Source organism: Mesorhizobium sp. P2_C4 (genome assembly GCF_056404575.1).
Genome location: NZ_JBFUDT010000004.1, coordinates 54,925 through 81,885, shown reverse-complemented (window position 1 = coordinate 81,885; position 26,961 = coordinate 54,925). Strand labels below are relative to the sequence as shown.

22 protein-coding genes and 1 pseudogene are annotated in these 26,961 nt (G+C 61.9%); 14 read left to right on the top strand and 9 right to left on the bottom strand.

From position 1 onward, the window contains the following. Positions 1 to 192: 192 nt before the first annotated feature. A complete protein-coding gene (locus tag AC1DX6_RS17005) occupies positions 193 to 1,116 on the top strand; it encodes a LysR family transcriptional regulator (RefSeq protein ID WP_477315314.1) in 924 nt (307 codons plus the stop codon). A gap of 94 nt (positions 1,117 to 1,210) precedes the next feature. Here AC1DX6_RS17005 and AC1DX6_RS17000 read toward each other — a convergent pair whose 3' ends face one another. From AC1DX6_RS17000 to AC1DX6_RS16975, 6 genes and pseudogenes are all read right to left on the bottom strand, one after another. Beyond that, the gene (locus AC1DX6_RS17000) at positions 1,211 to 1,507 is read right to left on the bottom strand and encodes a DUF982 domain-containing protein (RefSeq protein ID WP_477315312.1); all 297 of its coding nucleotides are present in this window, start codon (positions 1,505 to 1,507) and stop codon (positions 1,211 to 1,213) included. 142 nt (positions 1,508 to 1,649) lie between these two features. Continuing rightward, a complete protein-coding gene (locus AC1DX6_RS16995; RefSeq protein WP_477315310.1) occupies positions 1,650 to 2,159 on the bottom strand; it encodes an Hsp20/alpha crystallin family protein in 510 nt (169 codons plus the stop codon). Between the two features lie 84 nt (positions 2,160 to 2,243). Beyond that, positions 2,244 to 2,711 carry an Hsp20 family protein gene (locus AC1DX6_RS16990; protein ID WP_477315308.1) on the bottom strand — a complete coding sequence of 156 codons (468 nt, stop codon included), beginning with the start codon at positions 2,709 to 2,711 and terminating at the stop codon, positions 2,244 to 2,246. A gap of 653 nt (positions 2,712 to 3,364) precedes the next feature. After that, positions 3,365 to 3,664 (bottom strand): DUF982 domain-containing protein, encoded by a 300-nt coding sequence (locus AC1DX6_RS16985; protein ID WP_477315306.1) that lies wholly within the window; start codon positions 3,662 to 3,664, stop codon positions 3,365 to 3,367. A gap of 247 nt (positions 3,665 to 3,911) precedes the next feature. Beyond that, a pseudogene (locus AC1DX6_RS16980) lies at positions 3,912 to 4,181 on the bottom strand (usg protein). Positions 4,182 to 4,190: 9 nt separating this feature from the next. After that, positions 4,191 to 4,538, bottom strand: coding sequence for a hypothetical protein (locus AC1DX6_RS16975; RefSeq protein WP_477315304.1), 348 nt, complete (start codon positions 4,536 to 4,538; stop codon positions 4,191 to 4,193). 347 nt (positions 4,539 to 4,885) lie between these two features. Here AC1DX6_RS16975 and AC1DX6_RS16970 point away from each other — a divergent pair, with 347 nt between their 5' ends. From AC1DX6_RS16970 to AC1DX6_RS16955, 4 genes are all read left to right on the top strand, one after another. Further along, positions 4,886 to 5,200: a co-chaperone GroES gene (locus AC1DX6_RS16970; protein WP_477315302.1), complete on the top strand. Its 315-nt coding sequence runs from the start codon at positions 4,886 to 4,888 to the stop codon at positions 5,198 to 5,200. A gap of 49 nt (positions 5,201 to 5,249) precedes the next feature. After that, the gene (gene groL / locus AC1DX6_RS16965) at positions 5,250 to 6,878 is read left to right on the top strand and encodes a chaperonin GroEL (RefSeq protein ID WP_477315300.1); all 1,629 of its coding nucleotides are present in this window, start codon (positions 5,250 to 5,252) and stop codon (positions 6,876 to 6,878) included. 58 nt (positions 6,879 to 6,936) lie between these two features. Further along, a complete protein-coding gene (locus AC1DX6_RS16960) occupies positions 6,937 to 7,167 on the top strand; it encodes a hypothetical protein (protein ID WP_477315298.1) in 231 nt (76 codons plus the stop codon). A gap of 85 nt (positions 7,168 to 7,252) precedes the next feature. Next, on the top strand, positions 7,253 to 7,570 hold the full coding sequence (locus AC1DX6_RS16955) for a DUF982 domain-containing protein (RefSeq protein ID WP_477315296.1): 318 nt from the start codon (positions 7,253 to 7,255) through the stop codon (positions 7,568 to 7,570). A 280-nt stretch (positions 7,571 to 7,850) separates the two neighbouring features. Here the strand turns inward: AC1DX6_RS16955 and AC1DX6_RS16950 are convergent, their stop codons facing one another. Continuing rightward, positions 7,851 to 9,125: an ATP-binding protein gene (locus AC1DX6_RS16950; RefSeq protein ID WP_477315294.1), complete on the bottom strand. Its 1,275-nt coding sequence runs from the start codon at positions 9,123 to 9,125 to the stop codon at positions 7,851 to 7,853. After that, positions 9,122 to 9,847: a response regulator gene (locus AC1DX6_RS16945; protein WP_477315292.1), complete on the bottom strand. Its 726-nt coding sequence runs from the start codon at positions 9,845 to 9,847 to the stop codon at positions 9,122 to 9,124. Before AC1DX6_RS16945 ends, AC1DX6_RS16950 begins: the two co-directional genes overlap by 4 nt. A 211-nt stretch (positions 9,848 to 10,058) precedes the next feature. On the opposite strand from AC1DX6_RS16945, the gene AC1DX6_RS16940 reads away from it, so the two are divergent. The 7 genes from AC1DX6_RS16940 (at position 10,059) to AC1DX6_RS16910 (ending at position 19,308) form a co-directional block, all read left to right on the top strand. After that, positions 10,059 to 10,748, top strand: a complete 690-nt coding sequence (locus AC1DX6_RS16940) for a hypothetical protein (protein WP_477315290.1) — start codon at positions 10,059 to 10,061, stop codon at positions 10,746 to 10,748. A 126-nt stretch (positions 10,749 to 10,874) separates the two neighbouring features. Then, positions 10,875 to 11,081 carry a hypothetical protein gene (locus tag AC1DX6_RS16935; protein ID WP_477315288.1) on the top strand — a complete coding sequence of 69 codons (207 nt, stop codon included), beginning with the start codon at positions 10,875 to 10,877 and terminating at the stop codon, positions 11,079 to 11,081. Continuing rightward, the gene (locus AC1DX6_RS16930) at positions 11,062 to 12,219 is read left to right on the top strand and encodes an efflux RND transporter periplasmic adaptor subunit (protein ID WP_477315286.1); all 1,158 of its coding nucleotides are present in this window, start codon (positions 11,062 to 11,064) and stop codon (positions 12,217 to 12,219) included. Before AC1DX6_RS16935 ends, AC1DX6_RS16930 begins: the two co-directional genes overlap by 20 nt. Further along, a complete protein-coding gene (locus tag AC1DX6_RS16925; RefSeq protein WP_477315284.1) occupies positions 12,216 to 15,347 on the top strand; it encodes an efflux RND transporter permease subunit in 3,132 nt (1,043 codons plus the stop codon). The genes AC1DX6_RS16930 and AC1DX6_RS16925 overlap by 4 nt, the downstream gene beginning before the upstream one ends. 96 nt (positions 15,348 to 15,443) lie before the next feature. Next, positions 15,444 to 16,931: an efflux transporter outer membrane subunit gene (locus tag AC1DX6_RS16920; RefSeq protein WP_477315282.1), complete on the top strand. Its 1,488-nt coding sequence runs from the start codon at positions 15,444 to 15,446 to the stop codon at positions 16,929 to 16,931. Between the two features lie 23 nt (positions 16,932 to 16,954). Next, the gene (locus tag AC1DX6_RS16915) at positions 16,955 to 17,428 is read left to right on the top strand and encodes a Ros/MucR family transcriptional regulator (RefSeq protein WP_477315280.1); all 474 of its coding nucleotides are present in this window, start codon (positions 16,955 to 16,957) and stop codon (positions 17,426 to 17,428) included. A 296-nt stretch (positions 17,429 to 17,724) separates the two neighbouring features. Next, on the top strand, positions 17,725 to 19,308 hold the full coding sequence (locus tag AC1DX6_RS16910; RefSeq protein ID WP_477315278.1) for a type II and III secretion system protein family protein: 1,584 nt from the start codon (positions 17,725 to 17,727) through the stop codon (positions 19,306 to 19,308). An 850-nt stretch (positions 19,309 to 20,158) separates the two neighbouring features. Here AC1DX6_RS16910 and AC1DX6_RS16905 read toward each other — a convergent pair. Continuing rightward, positions 20,159 to 24,967 carry an nSTAND1 domain-containing NTPase gene (locus AC1DX6_RS16905; RefSeq protein ID WP_477315276.1) on the bottom strand — a complete coding sequence of 1,603 codons (4,809 nt, stop codon included), beginning with the start codon at positions 24,965 to 24,967 and terminating at the stop codon, positions 20,159 to 20,161. Between the two features lie 165 nt (positions 24,968 to 25,132). On the opposite strand from AC1DX6_RS16905, the gene AC1DX6_RS16900 reads away from it, so the two are divergent. Further along, positions 25,133 to 25,987, top strand: coding sequence for a DUF1194 domain-containing protein (locus tag AC1DX6_RS16900; protein WP_477315274.1), 855 nt, complete (start codon positions 25,133 to 25,135; stop codon positions 25,985 to 25,987). A gap of 416 nt (positions 25,988 to 26,403) precedes the next feature. Further along, complete coding sequence (locus tag AC1DX6_RS16895) at positions 26,404 to 26,598, top strand: hypothetical protein (RefSeq protein ID WP_477315272.1); 195 nt, start codon at positions 26,404 to 26,406, stop codon at positions 26,596 to 26,598. Positions 26,599 to 26,961 lie beyond the last annotated feature (363 nt).

The following is a 26,961-nucleotide window of genomic DNA, read 5'->3' as shown; positions in this document are numbered from 1 at the left end:
GCCGGGGTCAGGCGTTGAGTGAGTAAGTGCGCACAGCGGTGGTGCGAAATCGATCCGGTACCGGCTATCAACTGTAGCCGCGACGACAAGGTTCCTCCGTTCGGAATTAGGCACCGCTCGTCGACCAGTGTTAGGATACTGTTGTACGATAAGTTAGGGCTTGGAAGGCGCACCGCGGTGCGAGATTGCACCATGATCGACTGGGATGACGTTCGCTACTTTCTTGCCGTCGCACGCGGAGGCTCGGTCCGGGCCGCTGCCAAGCGCCTCGGTGTGAACCACGCGACCGTGCTGCGACGCATCGCCCAACTCGAGGAGCGCCTTGCGGCGCACATGTTCGAAAAGCTGCCCTCGGGCTATCGCCTGACGGCTGCGGGGGAGGAAGTTCTCGAACTCGCGGAACAGATGGAAGCGTCGTCGCACCAGCTGGAGACGCGCGTCTTCGGTCGCGACCAGAGCGTGCGCGGGCTTCTGCGGGTAACATTGGCTCCGACCCTCGCGACATACCTGCTCATGCCGGACTTCGCCGATTTCGCGCGTCTGCATCCGGACATCGAGATGGAAATCCTGTCGTCCGGCGAGCTGGCAAATCTGACCAACCGAGAGGCCGACGTGGCAATCCGCGTCGTCTACGACCGCAAAACCCTGCCACTCAATCTTCATGGCCTGAAGGGACCGGAGCTGTTCGGCGGCGTCTACATGTCCCGCGATCGACTAGTCGCATGGCGGGCGGGCGCACCTGATCCCATCCGGTGGATCGTCATAAGCATTCATGGAATTCCGGAATGGGCCAGCGAGGGTGAGGTTCGCACCACGGGGGTTCCATTCAGGACCACGGACGGCGAGGCACAGATCGTTGCTGTACGGCAAGGGCTCGGGATGACGACACTGCCGTGCTTCATCGGAGATGCCGACCCCCTGCTGGTGAGGGTGCCGGGCACCTCCCTGCACATGTACGGAACGGTTTGGCTTCTCACACAGGGGGAGACACGCAAGACGAAGCGTGTGCGGCTCTTCACCGAGTTCGTATCCCGCAGGCTCGCCGCGTACACTCCGCTTCTCGCGGGGCTGTCCGTATCGCAGGAGGCGACGGTGCAGCCGTCGCCTGTCAGATGACCGAATCGCGGCTTTAGGAGCAAAGAGACTTTGACACGAATGACCGAATGGGGGCGCAAAGCTGCCATTCGCTGAAGCTGAAGCAGACAGAATGTCAGGGACCGCGCCCAGAAACGGGTAGCTTTTGATCAGCGGCCAGTGGCGTAAAATCGGATTTGGCCAGCACCCCAGTTATCCTGGCAAAGCTGACAAATGCCTGTCGCGCCTGTTCGGTTGGCATCTGCCCGGCGATCGCGGCGTTGCAGCTTCTCACTGCGCAGCTGTATACCGGTCCTCGACGGGCTTTCGGCCATTGATTCAAGAATACTAGCGCCTCCCGCACCGTGTTGATGTCGTGTACCACGTCACTGGTCTTAACCTGCACGGGGGCAAGGAAAGCCAGACTGGTCATTTGTTACCTCCTGTGAATTGCAAAGGGTTGATTCAGCATCGCATGATGCGGCTCTTTCGTTTGTGGCTGTCGGACGTCATTTGACGTTCCTTGCCATCTGCGACGACCGGGGCTCATCGAGCCCCGGCCTCCTTCGCGACCGTCATTTGTTGCCGTTGATTGCGATCCGCTTGGCGTTTGCCTGCGCCTTTTTGGTCTTCGGCAGTGTCACGGAGAGCACACCGTTCTTGAAGGTCGCCGCCACTTTGTCGTCTTCAACCTCACGACCGAGACTGAAACGCCGTTCAAAACTCCCATAATAGCGTTCGCTGAACTGGCGGTCCTTGTCCTCGGTCTCTGCTTTCTTCTCGCCGCGAAGCGTTAGAACACCATCGTCCAGCATGACCTCGACGTCGTTTTCATCGAGGCCAGGGATCTCGGCCGTCACCCGGATTTCCTTGTCGGTTTCCGAGAACTCCACGCTTGGCCAAGTGCCGTTGAGAGGTGCCATGCGGCTCAACACCGAAGGGGTGTCAAAACCGCGGAATACTTCGTCGAATAGCCGGTTGACATTGCGGTGCAGCGACAGGAACGGATCCATGTCATCACCGCGATAAATACTCGGTGCCTGGCTGCCACCACGGCTCCAGGGAATCAAGTCACGTACGCTCATTTGTCCTTCTCCTTTCGTGCTTTGGGTCGCAACCAGACCCACCACGACAAATCGGGGTGTTGGGTGCAGGCCGACCGCCAGAGATCAGGCCGCCGCGCTTTCAATACGCTTGGACGCCGCCTTCTTGTCGGTCTCGACATTGATCACGATGCGGCGCGGCTTCATCTCCTCGGGAATTTCCTTCTTGAGGTCGATGATCAGCAGACCGTTTTCGAGTTTTGCCCCGACAATGGTGACATGATCGGCCAGTTCGAAGCGGCGCGCGAACGACCTCAGCGCCAAGCCATGATGGAGGTACTGAACCTCGTCGTTCTCTGTCTTGGCGCCCTCGATCACGAGCATATTTGGCTCTTGCGTGATCGTAAGCTCGTCTTCACCGAAACCGGCGACCGCGAGGACAATGCGGTAGGTGTCTTCGCCGAGCTTGGCGATATCGTAAGGCGGCCAGCTATCCGCGTTCTGCGGGGGACTGGCGTTTTCGAGCAGGTTGAAGATGCGGTCAAAGCCGATGCTCGACCGATAGAAGGGGGAAAAGTCCAGGTTCGTTCTCATAGCTACATCCTCCTTAGAGCAACATAGATACGAGGGAACGCCAAGAAGCCTGGCGCTCCCTGACACGTCGGCCCCTTGCACGGCGACCGACAAAGATTAATTGGGAATCGATTTCCGTCGCGTCAAGAGCGACCCTAAAGCAGTTTCGCGACCGCCTTCGAATGGCTGGTGGCAAGCGCTCGAATGCCCATCTACTTCGCGGGTATTTCGAACGGATGAAAAGGATGACTATGACACGCCAAGACGTCGTCTCGGTCGTCGGATCCATAGACGACGTGACGATTGCGGACATCATCGCGTCCGGTGCCTCGCTCGAGGAATTGAGAGAGGCTTGGGCCTGGGCCTTTGGTGATGAGGCGCTGATGAGCCAGGGTCGACCATTGCCGGGAACACGGGTGGCAGCGCTAATCGACCTAATCGAGTCCGACGACGAAGGCGACCTGACAGATTCGGTCCAAGGGGACCGGACGAAACGTGAAGGGGCCGGCGGGGCCGGCAGACGCGCTCAATCGTGCGATCCGCTTGGTAGGTTGTCTGTGTTGAAGGCATCTATGAACAGACAACGACAAGAGGCTCGGCTTTCCCCTCTGCGGTGACGCCGCTTTGATGCTGCGGCGGTAGATTGCCGCCGCAATGATTCTAGCCCTGACTATCTAAAAGATGTCCATTTTGCTGATCTTCGGCCCTGTCATCCACTCTGGCGCTGCGGGCAGGTCCTCGATGACGGCGATCCTGCGTGCCCAGGTCGCAAAGGCCTTGTGCGCCGCCTCGACAGATTTCCGACCGTCGTACGCGGAGTAGCATGCATCAGACGCCGCTGCGTGGAGGAGGCCGCGCCTTTCGACCGGCCATTCCTCCAGAAACTCTATCGCATCCATGACACAGCCGATCTTTTGGACAACATGGCCTTCGTCTCTTACGAAAACCGGCTGTTTGAACGTGGCACTTTCCATAGAGACCTCCCTTCAAACCGTGGGCAACCCAGCCTTCGTACGCGGCGAGATACGTTCCTGCAAACGATGCCGGCGAACTTAGCGAAGGCCACCGCACAACCACTGCGGAAACGGGATTTTCAAAGAACGTCGGTTCCATGTGATCCTTCGCTTCCGTTCAACTCGACATCCGGCAAGCCGCGCCGGAGACATAAAAAGAGATTGGAAACGCTTCTTTTCAGTTCAAGGGAAGCGGACCCGGCGCCGGCTATTGAAATGTGAAGATGCCGTCTACGGCCTGCCATTCGGACGGCCGGATAAGGCGGTGATGGGCGACGCGCACGGAATGGAGCGCGCCTTCGAGTTCGCGCTCCAGTAATCCAGAAACCCTTTCAGGGTCGGGAATTCCGGTGCAAGATCGTATTCCTGCCAGACGTAGAGCTGCAAAAGGCTTGGATGATCAGGAAGGTTGGTAATGGATCTCCGCGGTTGTGAGACCGTAGCCCTCCATCTGCAGCCGGAATTCCCTGCCGACCATGCTTCTCTCCTATCGCGCGTGTTCAGGAATCAAGTGTTTGCGGGCGTTTTCGGGCCGCCGTTCCTTGAGCTCGCAGCCTACCTCGGCGCGACTTTCGTCCAGTCGGCGAAGTGCATTCATGACGGTGTCGAACGTCACCGGGCTCGAAGCACCAAGTGGTTTTCGCAGCGCAGGTATGGATTCGACGGCGCAAGCATCCGATGCCCATGAGGCAAGAATGGCGCGCTTCTCCTGAGTGTCGAGCGTGCGGTCGCCCACCACCTCATCGGGGTGACTAAAATGCCGCGCCGGAAACAGCAGGCGGTCAAGCGAAGGATCAGAGGCTTCAGGGGCGATCGAGAGGATATTCTTCGACAAGGTTGTTCCATCGATGGTCTCCGCTTCCTAACAATCTCGTTGGCATCTTTGGTGTTGCCGTGCCCCTTTCGGAACTCCAACTGCAAAAAATTCGTGGAGTTCGGATCATATTCAAAAGCTGAAAATCGCGCGCCCTGGCAAAATAGCTTCATGAATTCATGTCGCTAGCACTCTAAAATGCTGAGTGCCAAAATTTTTCCAGCGACCCCTTGAAACTCAAGAAATGCAAAACTAGGTCGATATGCGCGCGATGCCTGAAGAAGGGTCGCGGCGCCCCGCACCTGCCCGATATTGCCGGTCCGGTGTGGAGGAACCTCAAAAATCTGTTTGTCCCGAAGGAGAACGACATGACGTTCCGTCCATTGCACGACCGTATCCTGGTTCGCCGCATCGAGGCCGAGGAGAAGACGGCCGGCGGCATCATTATTCCCGACACTGCCAAGGAGAAGCCGCAGGAGGGTGAAGTCATCGCCGTCGGCCCGGGCGCGCGCGACGAAAGTGGCAAGCTCACGCCGCTCGACGTCAAGGTCGGCGACCGCATCTTGTTCGGCAAATGGTCCGGCACTGAGATCAAGCTCAACAGCGAAGACCTGCTCGTCATGAAGGAAAGCGACGTAATGGGCGTGATCGAGCAGGCCGCGCAGGTGAAGAAGGCCGCCTGACGGCTTTTTCGAAATCCAATCAATGATGCGTAGATTAAGGAGTGATCCAATGGCTGCCAAAGAGGTGAAATTTCATACCGAAGCGCGCGAGAAGATGCTGCGCGGCGTCAACATCCTCGCCGACGCGGTGAAGGTCACGCTCGGGCCCAAGGGCCGCAACGTCGTCATCGACAAGTCGTTCGGCGCCCCGCGCATCACCAAGGACGGCGTCACCGTCGCCAAGGAAATCGAGCTTGAGGACAAGTTCGAGAACATGGGCGCTCAGATGGTCCGCGAGGTTGCCTCGAAGACCAGCGATATCGCCGGTGACGGGACGACGACCGCAACGGTGCTCGCTCAGGCGATCGTCAAGGAAGGTGCGAAGGCCGTTGCCTCGGGGATGAATCCTATGGACCTGAAGCGCGGCATCGACAAGGCCGTCGAGGCGATTGTCCAGGAGTTGAAGATCAACGCCCGTAAGGTGACCAGGAATGACGAGATCGCCCAGGTCGGCACCATTTCGGCCAATGGCGACGGCGAGATCGGTCGCTTCCTCGCCGAGGCGATGCAGAAAGTCGGCAATGAGGGCGTGATTACGGTCGAGGAAGCCAAGACCGCAGAGACTGAACTGGAAGTCGTCGAAGGCATGCAGTTCGACCGTGGCTATCTCAGCCCCTACTTCATCACCAACCAGGACAAGATGCGCGTCGAGCTCGAGGAGCCTTACGTACTGATCCACGAAAAGAAGCTCTCCAATCTGCAGACGCTGCTTCCGGTTCTGGAGGCCGTGGTGCAGTCGTCGAAGCCGCTGCTGATCATCGCCGAGGACGTCGAGGGCGAGGCGCTGGCGACGCTGGTTGTCAACAGGCTGCGCGGCGGGCTGAAGGTTGCCGCCGTCAAGGCGCCGGGTTTTGGCGACCGCCGCAAGGCAATGCTGGAAGACATCGCGATCCTCACCGGCGGCACCGCGATCTCGGAGGATCTCGGCATCAAGCTGGAGAACGTCACGCTGGCGATGCTCGGCCGCGCCAGAAAGGTGGAGGTTGAGAAGGAGAACACCACGATCGTCGACGGCGCCGGTCGCAAGGAGGAGATCCAGGGGCGCATCAGCCAGATCAAGGCGCAGATCGAGGAAACCACCTCCGACTACGACCGCGAGAAGCTGCAGGAGAGGCTGGCCAAGCTCGCCGGCGGCGTCGCCGTCGTCCGCGTCGGCGGCTCGACCGAGGTCGAGGTCAAGGAGCGCAAGGACCGTGTCGACGATGCCATGCATGCGACGCGCGCTGCGGTCGAGGAAGGTGTGTTGCCAGGTGGCGGCGTGGCGCTTTTGCGTGCGGCCAAGGCACTGGACAGCGTGCAGGCCGAGAATGAGGACCAGAGGCACGGTATCGAGATCGTGCGCCGCGCGATCGAAGCGCCTGTGCGCCAGATCGCGGAGAACGCCGGCGCGGAAGGTTCGATCATCGTCGGCAAGCTACGCGAGAAACCGGAATTCGGCTGGGGCTGGAACGCACAGACCAATGCGTTCGGCGACCTCTACAACGAGGGCGTCATCGATCCGGTGAAGGTGGTGCGGACCGCGCTCCAGGATGCGGCATCGGTTGCCGGCCTGCTGGTAACGACGGAAGCGATGGTTGCCGAGAAGCCTAAGAAGGAACCTGCCCTTCCGGCAATGCCGGCTGGTGGCATGGACTTTTGACGGTACCCGCAGTGTCCGCGCCCGGTGGGCGCGGACACCCTGACAAATGGGTGGAGCCATGAACGTGATGAACTTGAACGTAATCCCCCCGCCGTCGCGTGCGGCCACCGATCTGAACTACGAAGCAGACCTGAAGGTTACGCTTGACCCGATACTGGTCGAGTTGCTCGACAGAGCCGAGGCCGCGGGTTGGAATCGGCGCAAAGCAGCATACACGGTGATGTTTCTGGCCGCGCGGAATCTTACCGACGGCAAAGGCCCCCCTGGAAACGGGAGTTCGACAGGCTAAAGGGGGCTGCGGACGCAACCTTCGCGCTACGCGCCATGAGCAGGCTTCCGATCAATTGGACCAACAACGAGAAACGGAGGAAAACATGGACAATCAATTTCAGCATCCCGTAAGGGTGCTAGTGGGTCTTGGGTTCCCGACCGACATTCAAAGCGTAAAAGACGCCTTCGCCCTGCTGGATGAATGGCCGCCATCGAAGCGAAACCCTGCTCATGGCGTCGCGCTCAATGCTTGCAGGGCAGCCCTTGCCGGCGAGGTGGATGCCGAAACCGCTCGTGGCACTTTTGTTGCCTTCGCCCGCCGCATGGATTTGCTTGTACCGGCCGCAGGCGACATCGTCGCGGCTAACGCGGTCGGTGCGTTGGGCGTCGCTTCGGGAGGCCATTACAACAAGTCGATGTGATCGAACCGTAGGAGCGGAGGAAGCTATGAGGGATATCCGAACTGGGAAGCGCTCGAGTGCCTCCGCGACCAATGGCGAGAATGGGCGAGAGGACCGAGCTATCGGGCAGCGTGCCGTACTAAGCGGCCCGTCGTGCCGGCTTGTCCAACCCTGATGGCAGAGTGCAACTAAGCAAAGGATGTCATCGCCGAGTACGGTCTTGGTCCGCAAACGTGGCGATCTGTATTTTCTAATGGCAACTGACCTTGCAGTCGCCGAGAAAGGAGAGCGGACTCTGGATTTAGCCGCGAACGTTTGAATAACTTTGTTCCGGGACAACGGCGAAAACAACTTTCTGACGGAGGCCCCGGCCATGGCGGTTCTCAAGGGTCACGGTTCCACCGTAACGCTCTATGATCTCCTTGGCGATGGCGAGCCCAAGGCCCGCGCCGGGAATCGACTGCCGGCGGCCTGGATCGACGCGAAAGAACGGCTCGAACGCCTTGTTCAGCAATTCCGGCGGGATGCCGGGACCACGGTCGTCAATGGTGAGGACGGCCTGACCGTTCGTGGCCGACAGCGACAGACTGCAACCCTTGCCGTGCGTGGCGGCGTTGACGATCAGGTTGCGGAAGGCGCGGCGCAGACCTAGCGCTCCTGCCCGCACCGAGACCTCGTCCAGGTGGCCGATCGATATCGCATGCCCGAGTGACGTCATTTCGATTTCGAGATCGTGCACCAGCCCTTTCAGGGCAACCGGTTTGACCGCATCCTGGTCGACCTCCTCGCGCACCAGCCGGATGGCGCTGTCGGCGATGCGGTCGAGTTCGTCGAGGTCGTGAAGCCATTTCTCGCGGTCCTCGTCGAGGAATTCGGCGCGCAGCCGCATCCGCGTCATCGGCGTCCTGAGATCGTGCCCGGCGGCTGCGACCAGCCGCATACGGCTTTCCATGGCCGTCTTCAGCCTGGTGGAAAGCTGGTTCAGAGCGCGCGCCGTCGCCTTGACTTCCGCCGACCCTTCTTCCGGCAGCGCCGCCAGGACGCCGTCCGACCCGATCCTGCTCACCGCGGCTTCGATCATTTCGAGCGGCCTGACGAGCACTGCGGCGAAATAGGCCGAAACGGCGGTGGCGCCGAGCACGATCAGCGTGATCCAGCCCGAGAGCACGAACCAGACGTCTCTCGGCGGGCCGAAATCGGGAACGTCGACGATCATCCAGCGATTGTCGGGCAGAGCGACGGACGCAACCATGCCGGGCTTGTCGGCCGCGCGGGTTACAATTGCAGAAGCATTGATACCGATGTCGTGCAGGATGTGGTTGAGCACCCGGGTGTGCGGTTGGTCCTCGACACCATTTGCGGGATGATCGCTGAGATTGACCGGGGTGTCGCCCGCGCCTGCCGCATGGCCCGGGACGAGCTGCACCATGAGCTGGATCTGCCGGGCGACCGGCCCCATGGTCAGTTCGGGGGATGGTCCGCCGAGCAATTTGATCGCGGCGATGGTGGCGAGGCCGACGACGCCGACGATCGAAACGAGCAGCAGGATGATCAGCCGCCGGCGCAGCGAATTCATGCCTCGGTCTCCGCCGTCTCGACGCGCGCGGTGAGCTGGTAGCCACCATTGCGTACCGTCTTGAACAGAGGCCCGTCGCCCGTATCGCCGAACTTGCGGCGCAGTCGGCTCATCAGCACGTCGACGGAGCGGTCAAGCGGATCACGCTCGCGACCTTGCGTCAGATCGAGCAGCTGATCGCGCGACAAGAGCCGGCCGGGACGGTCAAGGAAGACCTGCAGCAAATCGAATTCGGCGCCGGTGAGATCGACGAGCCCGCCTTGCGCATCCGTCACCTTGCGGGTGTCGGGCTCCAGCCGGTAGCCGGCGAAGTGGTAGACGCGAACGCGAGGCGGGGCCGCCTCTTCCGGCGTCGAGCGTCGCAGCACCGCGCGGATGCGGGCGGTGAGTTCACGCGGATTGAAAGGCTTGCCGAGATAGTCGTCGGCGCCAAGCTCCAGTCCGATGATGCGGTCGACATCCTCCTTCAGCGCTGTCAGCAGGATGACGGGAATATGCGGTTTGCGGTCACGCAAGGCGCGGCAGATATCGAGCCCCGAACCGTCGGGCAGCATCACATCGAGCACAAGCAGGTCGAACTGGCCCGAGCCAAGCTTCTGCTCGCATTCGCGCCGGTCCGCCGCCATCGAGACGCGAAAGCCCTGGCCATCGAGATAGCGCCCGAGAAGCGTCCTGATCTCGCGGTCGTCGTCGACGACAAGGATATGGGATTGTGCCTGCATTTCTTCCGTCAGCCTGTTCGCTGCCAATTATAGGGAGAGCCGACGACAAGCGGCATGGAAAATTGCAACCGAATGTTTCCGGCGGGCCAACAGAAACATTCGGAAACAAATCTCCTCTTTGTGGAAACCTTCGGCAACGCGCCGAAGCAAAGCGGCAAAACACGCCTCCTATCCTCCAGCCATCCGAAGCATGCAGGAAAGGATTTACGTCATGCGAAGCAGACTTTTTGCCCTCGGCCTCTTCTCCGCAGCGGTCATTCATCCCGCGCTTGCCGCGCAGCCCAACGCTGGCGTGGCCCTAGGCTACGAGCCCCCGGTGGTGGCGCAGGACGACGGCGCCAACCAGGATCCGATGCCCTGGCCACACCGGCCGATGCGTCACGGACCGCAAGGCTTCGGACAGGAAGGTCACGGGCCGCAGCACTTTGGCGCGCAACACATGGGGCCACCACCGGAATTCATGCTCGCGGCGCGGCTCTCGGCGCTCGAGACCAAGGTTGGCGTGCGGGCCGAGCAGCTCGACGCCTGGCGTGACTACACCAGCGCACTGCAGGCGGTGCTGACGCCGCTGGAGCCCGATCATAGTCCGGGTGGCACCGGAGGGCGCGGCCCCAACGCCGAAAATCCCGGCAATGGCGAGCGCGATCCCTTCGCCATCCAGGAGAAGCTGGCCGACGACGTTACGCAGCGAGCGGTCGCTGCTGGCAGACTGAAGGAGGCGATTGCCGCGCTGCGCGCCAAGCTGACGCCGGAGCAACTTGAAATCCTCGCTTCGGCGGAACGGCCGCACGGACCACCGCCCGGTCCATGGGGCAACCCGCCGGACGATGCAGCCGGCCCCGGAGGTCTGCCTGGCTATGACAGACAGCTCCCGCCACCCCCGAATGGTGAGCAACTCTGACCGGCTGCGCCGGCCGGCCCGCTGACCCACCCGTTCTCGGGCCGGCCGGATTCTTTCTCCCTTGAAAACAAAGAGATAGAACGGCCGGCCGGTTCGCCTCGCCGCCGTCGAACAACGGAAGCACCAATGTGGGAAGCCCTGATGATGCTGCGGCTGATCGCGTCGATGGGGCCGCTATCCCTGCCTGCCGGCCAAGCCATCCGCGCCACGCCGCCTGCCCTGCAGGCGGATACGCTGAAGGGCGCGATCCGGCTGAGCTTTTCCGCCTACCGTCTGTCGCTTCCGATCCCCGCACGTTTGAGCACCAGAAATCATGATCAGAAAATTGCGTAAGAGCCATCTTCTCCTGGTAGCCGTGCTGGTCGCGGCCGGCGTCGTCGCCATGCTCAAGGCCTATGGCCGCGGCACGGCCGAACCAATCGTGCAGGCGGCGGCGCCCGTTCAGGCGGCCACGCTGACCGTTTCCGTCGAGAAGGTCCATTCCCAAGCCATCACATCTTCCGTCAGCGCCACCGGCACGGTCGCCGCCTGGCAGGAAGCAACCATCGGCGCGGAAGAAAGTGGACTGCGCCTGACCGACGTCCTGGTTGCCGAAGGCGATCATGTGCGGGCGGGCGATGTCGTCGCGCGGCTCGACGCATCGCTGCTCAAGGCCCAGCTGACCGAGCAGAAGGCCGCGGTCACGCAGGCCCAGGCGACGCTGGACTCGGCAATCTCATCCGCCGCCCGTGCCGACAAGCTTCTCGCCAGCAATGCAGTCAGCGCCGAAGCGGCCGAAGAAAAGGCGACGGCCGTCAAGACCGGCCAGGCGCAGGTCGAGCAAGCGAAGGCCGCTGCAGACAGGCTGCAGGCCGAGCTCGACCGGACAACAATCCGCGCCCCCTTCGACGGCACCGTCTCCAGCAAGCCGGCCGTCGCCGGCTCGATCGTCCAGGCCGGCACCGAGCTGATGAAGATCATTCGCGACGGCAGACTGGAGGTCGGCGTTCTCGTCCCGGAAAAAGACCTGGCATCAATCTCGATCGGCCAGACGGCGAGCGTCGTCGACGCTTCCGGCCGCAGCTTTGCCGGCAGCGTTTCCTCGATCGCCGAGACGGTCAATTCAACCACACGGCTTGCCACCGTCTATGTCTCGCTGAGCGAAGGCTCCGGCCTGAAGTCAGGCATGTTCGCCCGCGTCTCGATAGCCACCGCCGCGTCGCAACAGCTGAGTGTCGCCGAGGCAGCCCTCGTCTGGCATGACGGCAAGCCGGCGGTCTTCGTCGTCGACGCTGCAGGCAAGGCCAACGCGCGCCCCGTCGCAACCGGCGTGCGCCAGGGCGGCCGGGTTGCCATCGAGACCGGCCTGTCGGCAGGCGATCATGTCGTCATCGCCGGCGCCGGCTTCCTCAGCGACGGCAATCTGGTGCGCGTCGCCACCAGCGAGGCGGATGCCGGCGCTGTCGCGCCGTCGACGGAGGCAGCCCAATGAACGCCATTTCCTCCTGGTCGATCCGCAACCCGGTTCCGACCATCGTGCTGTTCCTGTCGCTGACGATTGCCGGCCTCTACGGCTTCATGCAGCTGCGCACCAACAACATGCCCGACATCGACCTGCCCACGGTCACCGTGACGGTTGCGCAGCCGGGTGCCGCGCCGAGCGAGATGGAGGTGCAGGTCGCGCGGGTGGTCGAGAATGCCCTGGCGACGCTTGAAGGCGTCGACGACGTCTCGACCTCGATCAGCGAGGGCTCTTCCGTCACCACGGTCGAGTTCACCCTCGGCACCGATCCCGAGACGGCCACCAACGATGTCCGCAACGCCGTGTCCGAGGTGCAGTCCAGCCTGCCCGCCGCTGCCCAGACACCGGTGGTGGCCAAGGTCAACGCCACCGGCAATTCGGTGCTGACCTATGTGGTCGAAGCGCCGACCATGTCGCCCGATGCGTTGAGCTGGTACATCGACAACGACGTCGCCAAGGCGCTGCTCGGCGTCGACGGCGTCTCCAAGATCACCCGTTCCGGCGGCGTCGACAGGGTAATCCGTGTCGAGCTCGATCCCGACCGCCTGGCAGCACTCGGCATCAGCGCCGGCGATGTCAGCCAGACGCTCGCCTCCAACAACGTCAACCAGCCGGGCGGCCGCACAGCCATTGGCGGCCAGGAACAATCCGTGCGCACGCTGGCCAGCGCCACAAGCGTCGAGGCGCTGGCCGACACCCGCATCGCGCTGTCAGGCGCCGGTGACGTCAAGCTCTCCGATCTCGGCACGGTGGTCGACAGCTGGGAAAAGCCGCGCCAGGCGGCCTATCTCGACGGCAGCGAGGTCGTCGCCTTCAACGTCTACAGGGCGGTCGGCTCGAGCGAGATCGACGTCGTCAAGGCCGCGCGCAGCGTGATCGCCGAAATGGGCGCCACGACCACAACGGCGAAATTCACCGAGGTCACCTCCTCGTCCGGCTTCGTGCAGGAGAGCTACGACGCCGCTCTCGAGGCGCTTTGGATGGGTGCCCTGCTTGCTGTCGGCGTCGTCTGGCTGTTCCTGCGCGACATCAGGGCGACGCTGGTATCGGCGGTTGCCATGCCGCTGTCACTGATCCCGACCTTCGCGGTGATGGCGGCGTTCGACATCTCGCTCAACAACATCACCTTGCTCGCTTTGTCGCTGGTGGTCGGCATTCTCGTCGACGACGCCATCGTCGAGATCGAGAACATCGTGCGCCATATGCGCCAGACCGGCAGCAGCGCCTATCAGGCGGCGATCGAGGCCGCCGACGAGATCGGGCTTGCCGTGGTGGCGACCACCGCGACCATCGTCGCCGTGTTCCTGCCGGTGGCCTTCATGCCCGGCATACCCGGAAAATTCTTCTTCTCGTTCGCCGTCGCCGTCTGCGTCTCCGTGCTGTTCTCGCTTTTGGTGGCGCGCATGCTGACACCCTTGATGGGCGCCTATCTGGTGCGCGCCGGCGGCCATAGCGAGGACGATACGCCGGCATGGGTGCCGAGCTATCTCTGGCTGCTGCGCAAGGCGCTCAACCACCGCTGGATCACGCTTTTCGCCGGAATCGCCTTCTTCGCCGGCTCGATGGCCCTGGCGACCAAGCTGCCGACCGAATTCATGGCAGCGGCCGATCGCGGCCGCTCGATGATCTCCGTCGAGCTGCAACCGGGCTCGACGATCGAGCAGACGACGGCCGTGGTGCAGGCCATCACCAAGCGGCTCGAAAACGAGCCGGCAGTCGACAGCGTTTTCGCCACGATCGGTACCGCGGCCTCCTCGGGCGGCGGGCCGAACCAGTCGTCGAGCTCAGCCGAGGTGCGCACCGCGGCCGTCACCGTCAATCTGAAGCCGCGCAGTGAGCGCACGCTGAGCCAGCAGGAATTCGAGGCAGAAGCTTCGCCCAGGCTGAACGACATTGCCGGCGCTCGCATTCAGTTCGGCGCCGACGGCTTTTCCGGTGCCAAAGTGTCGATCACCCTGATCGGCGACGATGGTACAGCGCTTGAAAAGGCGAGCGATGCGCTCATCGACCAGATGAAGTCGGTCCAGGGCCTGATCAACCCGACCTCGACCGCCGCCACCACCAAGCCGGAACTGATCGTGCGCCCCGACAGCGCCAAGGCGGCCGAGCTCGGCATCACCCCGACCGAGATCTCCGCGACGGTCAAGATCGCCACTATTGGCGATACCGACACCAGCCTAGCGAAATTCAACCTTGGCGACCGCCAGGTGTCGATCGTCGTGACGCTGCCGGATGGCGCCATCGACGACCCGGCGAAGCTCGCCGTCCTGCCGCTGACCGGCAGCAAGGGCACTGTGCCGCTCGGCGCCATTGCCGACATCGGCTTCAACGCCGGTCCGAACAGCATCACGCGGGTCGACCGGAGCCGCAGCGCCACCGTCGAGGCGGACCTTTCCGGCCTCACCCTTGGTGAGGCGACGACGGCCATCCGCGCCTTGCCGGTCATGCAAAAACCGCCGGCCGGTGTCCACGAGCTGGCGCGCGGCGACGCCGCCCGCATGCAGGAGCTGTTCACCGGCTTTGCCACGGCAATCGCCGCCGGTATCCTCTTGATGTACCTGACGCTGGTTCTGCTGTTTCGCAGCTTCGTGCAGCCGGTGACCATTCTGGTCGCGCTGCCGCTGTCGGTCGGCGGCGCGCTCGGCTTGCTGCTGATCACCGGCAAGGCGCTCGGCGTGACGCCACTGATCGGCCTTTTGATGCTGATGGGCATTGCGGCAAAGAACTCGATCCTGCTCGTCGAGTACGCGCTGGTGGCCGAAAAGGAGCGCGGCCTGAGCCGCTTCGAGGCGCTGCTCGACGCCGCCCGCAAGCGCGCCCGCCCGATCGTCATGACCTCGATCGCCATGGGCGCCGGCATGCTGCCGATCGCGCTCGGCATCGGCGCCGATGCCGAGACCCGCGCGCCGATGGCCATCGCCGTGGTCGGCGGACTGCTATCCTCGACCGTGCTCAGCCTCGTCTACGTGCCTGTAGTCTACACCTTCATGGACGACATTCAGCACTTCCTCACCCGCCGTCTCGGCAAGCTGCTGGTCGAACGGCCCGATGCCGGCCAGGCGGCCGCCTCGCCTGACAGCCTGGCCGAGAGCCAGTGATCGACGACGGCCGGTCGAGTGCACCGGTCTGATCCTGCGTTTGACGCCTCGCCATCAGGCGACAGCAAGAAATCAACGATAATCGAGGCTAAGAGCATGACGAGTTGGGCTAGGTTGAGCGTGGTAATGCTGGCGGCGGCCGCGCAGGCCGGATGCGTCGTCGGTCCGGACTACCAAAAGCCCATTCTGGCGATGCCGGCAAACTGGAGCAACCAGAAGACGGCCACGCAGGCCAAGCCGGCGCAATTGTCCGCATGGTGGCAGCGCCTGCGCGATCCGCAGTTGAACGCGCTCGTCGACGAAGCGGTCACAGGGAATCTCGACGTCGCCACCGCGAAGGCCAAAATCCGCGAGGCACGCGCCAGCTATCGCCAGAGCACCGCAACACTGTCCCCGTCGGTCGACGGCTCCGGCTCCGCCACGCGCAGCAAGTCGGCCGCGACAACGTCGAGCGGCACCGCCAGCGATGCCTACAGCCAGTACCAGGCCGATTTCGACGCCAGTTGGGAACTCGACCTGTTCGGCGCCAATCGCAGAACCGTCGAAGCCGCCCGCTATGGGCTGGACGCCTCCGCCGAGGAGGTCCGCTCGACCCTTCTGACCCTGGTCGGCGATGTTGCGTCCAACTACACCCAGGCGCGCGGCTATCAGGCACGCATCCAACTCGCTAAGCGTGCCTCCTCCTCGCAAAGGCGGACCGCGGAGCTCACACGCGCCATGGCGCAGGCCGGCACCGCGACTGCAGCGGATGTCGCAAAAGCCATGGGCCAAGCAAGCAGCACCGAAGCCGATATCCCGACGCTGGAAGCAGCCTATGCCGAGACAGTGCATCGCCTCTCCGTGCTCACCGGTCGCCCTCCCGCCGCTCTGGCTGAGCGGTTGAAGCGCAGCGCACCGATACCCGCGCCGCGCCTTCCCATCCCGACCGGGATTCCGGCCGACATTCTGCTGAACCGGCCCGACGTGCGCCTGGCCGAGAGGCATTATGCCCAATACACCGCCAAGATCGGTCAGGCCGAAGCGGCTCGCTATCCCTCGGTCAGCCTTACCGGAGACATTGACACGTCAGCCTTGAAGCTCGGCGATCTCGGCAAGAATTCTTCCATCAGCTGGTCTTTCGGGCCAACGCTCAGCGTCCCGGTCTTCAACGCCGGCCAGTTGAAGGCCGCCGTCGAGGTCGCTGAGGCCCAGCGCGACCAATATTTCATCGCTTACAGATCGTCGGTGCTGACGGCGCTCGAGGAGGTGGAAAATGCGATCGTCTCGCTGCGCCAGCAGCGCATCAGGGTGAGCAAGCTTGCCTCATCGGCAAAGTCCTATGGAGACGCCGCGCGGCTGGAGCAGACGCTCTACAAGTCCGGGGAAACAAGCCTTCTCGATGTGCTGGACGCGCAGCGGTCGCTCTATTCGGCAGAGGACGATCTCGTGCAAAGCCGCATTTCAATTGCGACCGACTACATCGCCCTCAACAAAGCCCTCGGCGGCGGCTGGGACGGTGTCGTCGATACCACGACGCCCGAGATCATCGACGTCAAGACCGGCCCACGGCTGGCGACGAAACCCATGGTGCAGAGAACGAAATGAACCGTCAACCAAAGGAGAGTGAGATGGCTGACAACGGATCGAAAGACGTAATCGTCAAACTCATGGCAGACGTGATTTCCGCATACGTTTCGAATAACCCTGTTCCTGCAAGCGAACTTCCACCCTTGATCGATCAGATCTACCGGTCTCTGGATCTGCTGCGGTCCGATGCTTCAACCCACGCTGCGGTAGAGCCTTTGAAGCCAGCGGTTCCAATCAGGAAATCCGTCACGCCGGATTTCATCATCTCGCTGGAGAGCGGCAAGAAGTTCAAGTCCCTGAAGCGTCACCTGCGCGTCAGCTACGGCCTGTCGCCGGAAGAGTACCGCGCAAAGTGGGGCCTGCCCACCGACTATCCGATGGTCGCCCCGAACTACACTGTATCGCGTTCGCTCCTGGCAAAGAAATACGGCCTGGGACTGAAACCCCGAGAAGCGAAAGAACCTGCGGCTGAAAAGCCAAGGCAGCGCAAAACGAGCATGGCGAAGAGGTTGTGACGACATCGGATACTGGTAAATGAGTGCCGGTACTTTGTGGAAGGACAAGCAGATGTTCTCGCCCGACGAGTAGATCACTGCGATCGGTCGGCGACGTTGCTGCCTGCCGATCTGTTGGTTGCCTCCACGCAAGCATCCTCGGACGAAATCAGAAACGCTTCGTCACAAAACTCGGGTCGGCGGAAACATTCGGATACGTACAGAAATAGCCCGGAAAATTATCTAAGCGACCCTACGCATGGAATCACTTCGTCGCCTGTTCAGCACGTCCTGAACGTCACGAAAGCGGAGAACCCATGCGTTATCCCGACAGCACAGTAAGAGCCGCGAAGCACGCTTCTTCGCCGCAGAGGGCTCGCAGAGCGCTATTGTTAGTGACCCCACTTGGGCTTGGGTATCTATTGGCAGTGTCTGGTTTACCCAATGCTGACGCAGCGGATCGCAAAACAGCGGAGAGACAGGTACCAAGCGGCGTTGAACGCATAAAGCTTGGCCTTAACAAGGCTTTGGTTTTGGACATTCCGACGGACGCCAGCGACATTCTGGTCGGGAACCCTTCTGTGGCTGATGCAGTAATGCGCACGCCGCGGCGGGTTTACCTCTTTGGCAAGCAAGTTGGAGAGACGAACATCTTCGTGTTCGACGCCAATCAGGAACAAGTCGCCAGTATCAATCTGGTCGTCGAACGGGATGTGACAGGGCTGGAGGCTTACCTAAAGCGCTTCATTCCCAACTCGAAGATCAGCGTCGAACTTCTGAACGACAATGTTGTTCTGAGCGGAAATGTCGAGACGCCTATGGACGCCTCCCGTGCCGTCAGTCTCGCAAAGATTTTTGTTAGCGGCGGAGAAGCGACGACGGGACAATATTCACAGACCGCGGTCGGTGGGTCGGCCCAAGGCGGAGCAACCATCGATAACCCGGACAGCGAACGGCAAGAAAGCTCAATCGTCAATTTGCTATCAATATCCGGCGAAGACCAGGTTACCCTCAAGGTGACGGTTGCAGAAATCAGCCGCGTGGTGATGAAGCAACTCGGGGTAAACCTAAGCGCTTCGGGGTCCAGCAGCGGTATCAGTTGGGGAGCGGTCAGCGACAACCCCTACGGCCTTGGAAAGCCCCTGTCTGGTTCGGGGTTAAGCATAGGCAGCTCGGCCTTGAATGCCTCAATCAACGCGATGGAACAGGCCGGCGTGATGAAGACGCTCGCTGAACCCACTTTGACTGCAGTCTCGGGTGAAAAGGCGACTTTTCGGGTCGGCGGGGACTACAACATCGTCGGCAATGCATCGACCAGCAATGGGAAGACCGACTACAGTGTCGAAAAGGTCGAGTATGGCATTGGACTCGAATTTCAGCCTGTCGTGCTCTCCGCCGGCCGTATCAGCCTTAAGATCCGAACGCAGGTTTCCGAGCCCACGCTTGAGGGATCCGTGTCGACTTCGGGGAGTAGTACGGATGATGGCAGTGGCAGCAAAAGCTACACACCAGGTTCAAACATTCTGTCCATTCGCAAACGTCTTGCCGACACAACGGTCGAACTCCCATCCGGTGGATCGATGATGATTGCAGGCTTGGTGCGCGATGATGTGCGCCAAGCGCTGAGCGGATACCCGGGACTTTCAAAACTTCCGGTGCTTGGAACACTGTTTCGCAGCCGGGACTTTGTGCGCAATGAAACAGAACTGGTGATTATTGTGACGCCCTACCTGGTGCGCCCGGTGCCCATCAGCGAACTGTCAAAGCCAGATGACAATTTCAGTGCGGCAGGTGACACGGCTGCAATATTTATGGGCAAGGTGAACAGACTATACGGTGGCGGCGATGCCAAGGTGCCTGATCAAAAATACCATGGGACGATCGGGTACATTTACAAATGAAAGGCCGGAACGGCGATAACTATTATGGCGCCGCGCGCGTCGCATTGGACGCATTTGTGGCGCGGCATCGTCCCTCGACGTCATGTGCTGGGCACAGGCTGGGCACAGCCTTGGCCCGGACCGGTGATCAGAAAATTCGCCAGTGCGAATTGACTCGGCCCTACGCCGACAGTTCCAACTTCTCTCGACGAACGGCCCGGGTCTGTCGAGGCATCCCAGCATGACACTTAAAATGATGCCGTGCCCTTGGCTATCTAGACGCTTCCTGGCTTGTTGTGTTTTGCTTGCTGCTTCATGCCTGAACGTCTCCGCGCGTCAAAGCGGCATTGAGGGCGGTGAGAGAGGTGATGCCGGAAGGTGAGCGATACCTCGCTGAGCGATCATGTCCATACGAAGGTCCGCACCCTGTCGGCATCGGCAGAGCGACTGCTGACACTAGGGCGCTCGCGCCTCGAACGCGAGATCGAAGCGTTGTCTGCGCGGTTGCCGTTTTTTTGTGCTGGGCCAACTTCGCCGGATCGCTTCTACTGCATCACCACCACCAGAACCCGTTCCCGCTCCTTCTCTGGGTCGATATGGAGGACGATCTCGGCAACCTCGCCAGTTGGCATCTTCGGACGCGGCTTTTTGAGCAGACAAGGCGCGTCCTTTGCGGGGCGGGCTCGCCTCAGCTGCATCCACTGTCGCCGACTTTTTGAGTGGGACACAGCTTCTTTGGCCGAGCAGGAGGATCATAAGCGACGTCCGCTTCTGGAAGTTGGCCAGCGTAGCCTGGACGACCGACATGCGGCGCTAAGTTGCCGGTTCCGGCGGCCGGCTCAAGCGGCAAAATCTGACCCCGTTGCCGACATCAGCCCGGACAAGTACCAGTTGCAGGGTCTTCAGGCAGGAAGAAGCTTCTCCGCTCGCATGAGGTGAGTTCGCGAGGCACGGTGCGCCGGGCGAAGTCAATGAGGTCGTTGGGCGTCGGGAAGACGCGAACAATACTGACCCTTTCTTCGCCGGAAATAATTGCGACCCGCGTGCCGTCGGAACTGAAAGCTGCGCGTGTAAGGCTCGGTCGAACGGCAGCTTCGTCCTGGCTGGCAAGGACGGCAATCTGGCGCCCCGATTGCGTCGCCCATAGCCTGACTGTGCGATCTTCGGACGACGCGGTCACGACATACAAACCACTGGCACTGAACTGGGCACTGTCCACTGGGCCGCTGTGGCCCCTGAGAACGGCCTTTTCCAGTCCACCAGGGACGCTCCAGATCCGGACGGCCCCGTCGCGTGAGGCCGTCAGCAGCGACTGACCGTCCGGGCTGAAGGCGACCACCGTCACCTCGTCGGTATGTCCCTGTAGCGTTGCGACGTTTGCTCCGTCCGTGGTCGACCAAATTCGGGCCGTGTGGTCGCGTGAGCCCGTGGCGACCAGTTGACCGTTCGGGTTGAAGGCCGCTGCCGTGATGCGATCCCGGTGCCCCACAAAAGCCGTAAGTTCCGCCCCGTCCACCTTCAGGAGGTGGCCCGCATTGTCTTCCCTGGCCGCGAAGATCAGACGTCCGTCAGGGCTAAGAATGGCCTGCGGCAGCTTGCTGCTCGTATTGATGACGGCCAACTCGGTACCGGTCGCCGCGTCCCACAGCTGGGCGGTACCGTCGATGGATGCGGAAACAAGCGATTTGCCATCGTGACCAAACTGGATCTGGATCAGTCCGCCATGTGATCGGAACCCGGCGGTCTCGAATCCCCTGGCCACCTCCCAAATTCGGACCTGGCCCCCAAGAGATGCCGTCGCGACGCGCCTTCCGTCAGGACTGAACGTCGCGCGTTGAACGATCTCATGGGTATCGAGCCGGATTATCTCGCGCCCGCTCACAACATCCCACAGATGCGCCGCGCTGTCGCCGCCACCGGTCAGCAGGTGGACATTGTCGGGACTGAAGACCGCGAAGGTCGGCCGATATTCATGAGAGAGCGTGGTCGTCAAGGCGCCGTCGACATCCCAAAGCCGAGCGGTGCCATCGTGTGAAGCCGTGAGAAGAATGTTGCTGTCAACCGGGCTGAACTCGAGATGCTCTACCAAAGAGTCATGACCTGCGATCGTCGTGACCAACGAGGCGCGTTCAACGTCCCAGATGCGGATCGGCCCATTGACCGAAGCGGTCGCCAGGAAGTGGTCGTCCGGGCTGAAAGCACCGTTCATCTCCTCATCGCGTTCATCCGCACCGATATCGGCCAGCTTCAAACCCGAAACCTCCTGGCCGAGCAGGCCATCCAGCGTTCCCAACGCTCCATCCCAGATCCGGGCAGCGCCATCGAGTGACACCGTGGCGATTCGCTGACCCCCGTGACTGAAAATCACGCCGTTCAATTGCGTGTCGCTCTTGTGGCCGGCCAACTTTGCGATCTCCGTTCCTTTCGACACATCGTAAAGGCAGGAAGTACCGCCGAATGAAAGGGGTGACCACGCGCCAGCCAGCAGCCGGCTTCCGTCCGGGCTGAATGCCAGGCTGTAGGGCAGGAAGTTCATCCGGATTGACCGCGTCAATGCGCCATCTGCGGTATTCCAGATCGATACAACATGCTTGTGTGCCGTCGCGAAGGTGCGACCGTCCGGACTGAAGTCAGCCCGTGCATAACCGTCGCTGCTCACACTCAGGACTTTCTTCCCTGTCCGGGCGTCCCAGAGCACTCCATCGCTGTTTTCCCCCGCCGTCAGCACCTGGTTGCCATTCGGGCTGAAGATTGCCGTTGGATAATTACCTACCGGCTGCAGGATGAAGAGCTGTTCTCCCGAGATGGCGTTCCAGAGGCGCGCAGTGCCGTCCCTCGCGGCCGTCACGATTCGGCTCCCGTCCGGGCTGAATTCAGCCCTCTCAACGGCCCCTTCATGACCTTTTAGAACTGCAGTTTCGGCACCGCTGGAGATGTCCCAGACGCCTGCAGTTTGGTCGTAGGAGGCAGTGACGATGTGATCGCCGGTCGGATTGAACGCCGCATCCGTAACGCCGGCGACATTCCGAAAGGTTTTGATCTGGTGGTGTCCCAGCAGGGCCTTGTAGAGAGCTGCCTCCGCTTCGAAGAGATATGGCCGCTCGGACCGGTCTTTCGAGGAAAGTGCTTCGAGTGCCAAGAGGATCGCAGCCTCGGTGTTGCCCGTCGCCGTGGACTGCTGCGACAGAAACGAGAGCGAAAGAGACTGGTTGCGCAGCGCCTGGTCGCGTTGCCACCTTGCTTCCTCCTGCGCCTTGAAGGCGACCAGTGCGCCTGCGCCCGCCAGGAGAGCGAGCATTATCGCCACAATCGCGGCATTGCGCGTGCGTCGGGCAAGCCGGTTTGCCGCGGCAGCCGCGAGGCTCCGGCGCTCGGCCTCGCGCTCCAGGCGCTCGCGTTTTGCCTCTTCAGCGGCCTCGATCAGAGCCAGCTCTGCCTGCCGGTCCTTCTCCTCTCTCTGCTGATGGGCGCGCAAGGACGCCTCGATGTATTCAAGGACGTCATCGTCGACCTCCTCCCGTCTTGACAGCAGCAGCTCTTCGCCCTCCGCGAGACGCTTGCCGGACGGAAGGAGAAGCTCTGGATTCCTGCTCTCCAGGTGCCAACGGTGGGCGTCGGCCCTGAGGCGGTCGCGCGTCGCGAGGAAGTTCCGGTTTGCATTCACAATGTCACCGGCGCGCGGCCAACGGCTCAACAGTGCTTCATGTGCAACGCGGACGAAGACATGGCCTCCTGCGTCCTCATCGCTGACGAGGAGCCGTGCGTCGATCAGGGCCCTGACGAGGGCCGATCGCGCGGTAGTGCCTGCCACTTCGGTGAGCAGGGCCGGACGTGCCGTCACCGTTTCATCGCTCGGATTTGCCGTGGTGAGGGCGCGCAGCACCGCGGGCAAGGCCTCCTGGATCCCGGGCGCGAGCAAGTCTACGACTTCATCGGCGCGGCGCGCGATTGCGCCTTCGAGCCCGCCGAGCGCGCGATAATGCGCAAAGGTGAGAACCCGGCGCTCGCGTCCGGCCTCGTACAACGCGTCGAGCACAAACTCGAGAAGCGGCAATGATCCGGGATCGGCGGCTGCCGCCTCCTGCAACACATCGTCGAGCCGCCCCAACTCGGCACTCTCCTCGAAGCGGAGCCCGGCAACGCCCGCCGGTTCGCGGATGATCTGCGCGATCTCAGGGCCAGTCGGCGGCAGGAGTTCGTAGCTGGCGAGGCCGTCCTTGAGCGCCGAGAATCCCAGGACCTCACCGCAGCGGTGAAAAAAGTCCGAACGGATCGCCGCTATCACCCAGACCAGTCCGCTCGCGGCCAGCGCCGCCATGAGCCGCACAAGGGCCTCGCGCGTCGCCGGCTCCCTCTCCGTCGTAAACAGCTCCTCCAGCTGATCGATGGCGACAAGCAATCTGATCTGCGGACGGGCTGGCCCGGCGGCCTTGCCAAGAGCCTGTCGGACCATAGCCAATGCCCGATCCGGCGCGCTCCTGCAAAGCAGAGCAAACTCCGTGGCTGTTACTTCGCAGGCCAGCTCCGGCACGGCAGCTTCGCGAAGCAGCGCCGCGGCCAGCACAGCGAATGCATCCGGTCCTTCGGAGAGGCGGATCAGGCAGCGGCGCCACAAGGATATGCCCGCCACCGCTCCAGGCCGGGTCAATGACGGCAGCAGGCCAGCGCGCAGGAGGGAAGACTTGCCGCAACCGCTCATTCCGTAGATGAGCAGGAATGCCGTGCCGCTGGCTGCCTGCTGCTCCAGTCTTGCAGTGCAGGCAGCAATCGCCCGCGCTCGGCCGAAGAAGAGGTCTGCATCTTCGAATTCGAATGCATCGAGACCGCGAAATGGCGACCTGACCGGTTCCTCCGAAGCAAGGGGTACGCGGTAGATGCGCAAGGCGCGTGCGACGTCCTTCAGCTTGTGCTCGCCGAGATCGACGAATCCCAGCGAGAGTCGGTCTTGAGCCTGGGCGTAGACCGCCTCCGTGACGCAAATCCCGCCCGGTCGTGACAATTTTTGCAGATGAGCGGCGACCTCGACGGCCTCGCCCGCGAGGCGGTCGCCCTCGGCGACATAACCAAGGTGAACGCCGATGCGGAAGCTCAGTCGCTTTGTCTCGGGAACTTCGCAGTTCCGCCTGTCGACGTCATGCTGGATCTCGCTCGCACACCGCATCGCCTCGACAGGGCCGGTGAACTCGGCGACCACGCTCTCTTCGGCGCTCCAGAACACGCGACCCGTATGTCGAACCAGCAGCCGATCGATGATTTGCCTGTACGCCCGGAAAGTTGCAGCAGAGCTCCGCTCATCCTTGCCTGTCGGCCGGCCCTCAGCGGCCACTTCGGCGGCCAGAATGGTGGCCATTCTCGGTCCGGCATCTGAGGGAAGGACCAGCCTGTAACCGCGCCTCGGCACCGTCTGGACGACGGCCTGCCGATTGTCGTTGAGCGCTGCACGGATCTCGTGAATGCATTGCACCAGGCTGTCATCGGTCACGGCTATCCCGTTCCACACCGCCTTCATCAGGTCGTCCTTGGTGATGACGCGATCAGCGTTCTCCAGAAGGTGACGAAGCACCGCGAAGGCCTGGTGGCGAAGTGCGATTGTCCTGTTGGACTTGTCGCGCAAGGTCTCGCTGCTCAGATCGGCGGTAACGCCGTTGAGTACGAACGTCGTGGGCGGCGAGCTATTCAAGCCGGGTCCCTCAGGCACGAAGCCGCAGTCTTCGATCTTAGCACGGTTTCGCACTGCGAAGAGTCATCACCGCCGATAGCGCAGATTTCGGTGAATGATCGGAAGTCGTTCGTGACCCGGGCGACGCCTCGGACCGACAATTGCATTGTCAGCGAGAGGCTCGCCATGGACTACTTGGTGCAGATTGCTCGATGTGCGGGTGCAAGACCGGTGCTACGGCTCACGGGCGTCTGTCTGCTCACTCTGTTCTTCGCGACGGCGTCACAGGCTCACTCGACCGACCGTCCCGCGGACGACCTGACCGAAGTCGATCTGCAATTGATCCTTGCCGTGGACGTCTCGCCCTCGATGAGCAAAGCTGAGCAAAGAGTGCAACGCGACGGGTACGTCAACGCTTTCCGGCACCCGGACCTCGCCAGGGCCATAGGATCGGGCGCACGCGGTGTGGTCGCGGTTTCGTATCTCGAATGGGCCGGGCCGAACTACCAGCGCGTCGTCCTGCCCTGGACGATTGTCGGTAGCTACGCCGACGCAAGGCGGTTCGCCGACGCCCTGGCGATAGAGCCTATCAGCGCGCAGCCAGGCACTTCCATTTCGGGCGCCCTTCTGTCGGCGGGTGACCTGTTTGCGCAGAGCCGCATAGAAGGCGCGCGCCGGGTGATCGATATTTCGGGCGATGGTCCCAACAATGCCGGCCTGCCGGTCGCGCCGATACGGGACCGGCTGACAGTCTCCGGAGTCACCATCAATGGCCTGCCATTGTCCTTGCCGCATGGTCGCTCCAAAGGCTTTCAATCCTTTGGTGCGCACTATCTCAATCTCTATTACGAGCATTGCGTCATTGGCGGACCGGATGCATTCGTGATCGGGATTGATGATCTTGCTTTGTTCGAAGTCGCGATCCGCCGAAAGCTGCTTCTCGAGATCGCGGGCATGCCCTCGCGACCTAGGCCCGCGTCCTATAGTCGGGCAGGCGGCCCGGTGTTCGACTGCTCCATGATCGGAACTGCCTCGCGGTAGCGCCACAGCCGCCTGTTCCTGGAACGCCCTCCCTGCGCGAGCCGCGAAACTGGATTGATGCCCGCTCGATTGCCTTTTACGAAGTTAGGTTATTGATCTAATTGTCTTTTCTTGCTCTCTGTCGTCGAAAGCCGACACATAGGCTGTCAAAATTGCCTACGTCCGTCCGAGAAAAATAACGTCAAATTAGTCGGGCCACAGCCAAGCGCTCGGAGAGCCGTATGGCCGACCGGCGCTCACGGAGACGGCTGCGACCCAGGCCGGCAAACACCAGCCAAGGCACAAGGTGTGATGGCTCGTTTGCTACGGAAGCTGGCGGCCGCCCTGTCTTACAAGTTGGCCGCACGTGTTCTCTTTTGACCAGACCATTCCGAGTTACATCGAATAGTGTGCCTTTTTGGCAGTGGTGGGTGCAGATGGCGGAAGACGACTCGCACGACAGAATGTCCGCTTTCGATTGCGAAATTCTTCGTAGCGCCTTCAGAAAGTCCGTTGTCGAAAAACGCATCGCAGAAGGGGAGCGGCACCAATATGCCAGACTGCTGGCTCTGGAACTAACCGAATTGGACGAAATTGATCCGGACATCGTGGACTGGATCATTCGAGCTTGAGAGATAGTCGATGAGAGGAGCCAACTTCGCTCGACCATCGGTCGATGCAGCTCGCGCCTTTTTTGAAGTGGCGACGAGGCTCGGCTTCAACCCGCCGGCCGCTTCATCCCCGGCGCTGTCCCCGCGCGATCCTGGAGGCCGGCCACAAAACGGCCAGTGCCGCGCTCAGCCATCAGGGCAAATGCCCGCTTGCTGGGCTCGTGCTCCACTCCCAACAGATCGAACTCGTCGATTGCATAACATTTCGCTTTCAGCCAGTTGGTCGACGCGCCGCAGTGCACCGCAATCTGACTCGGCTGGCCCGCGCCCCTATTGCAGGACGCGGGCCGACCGAGGAGGGACTCCCAGTCAGCAGCCGGAACC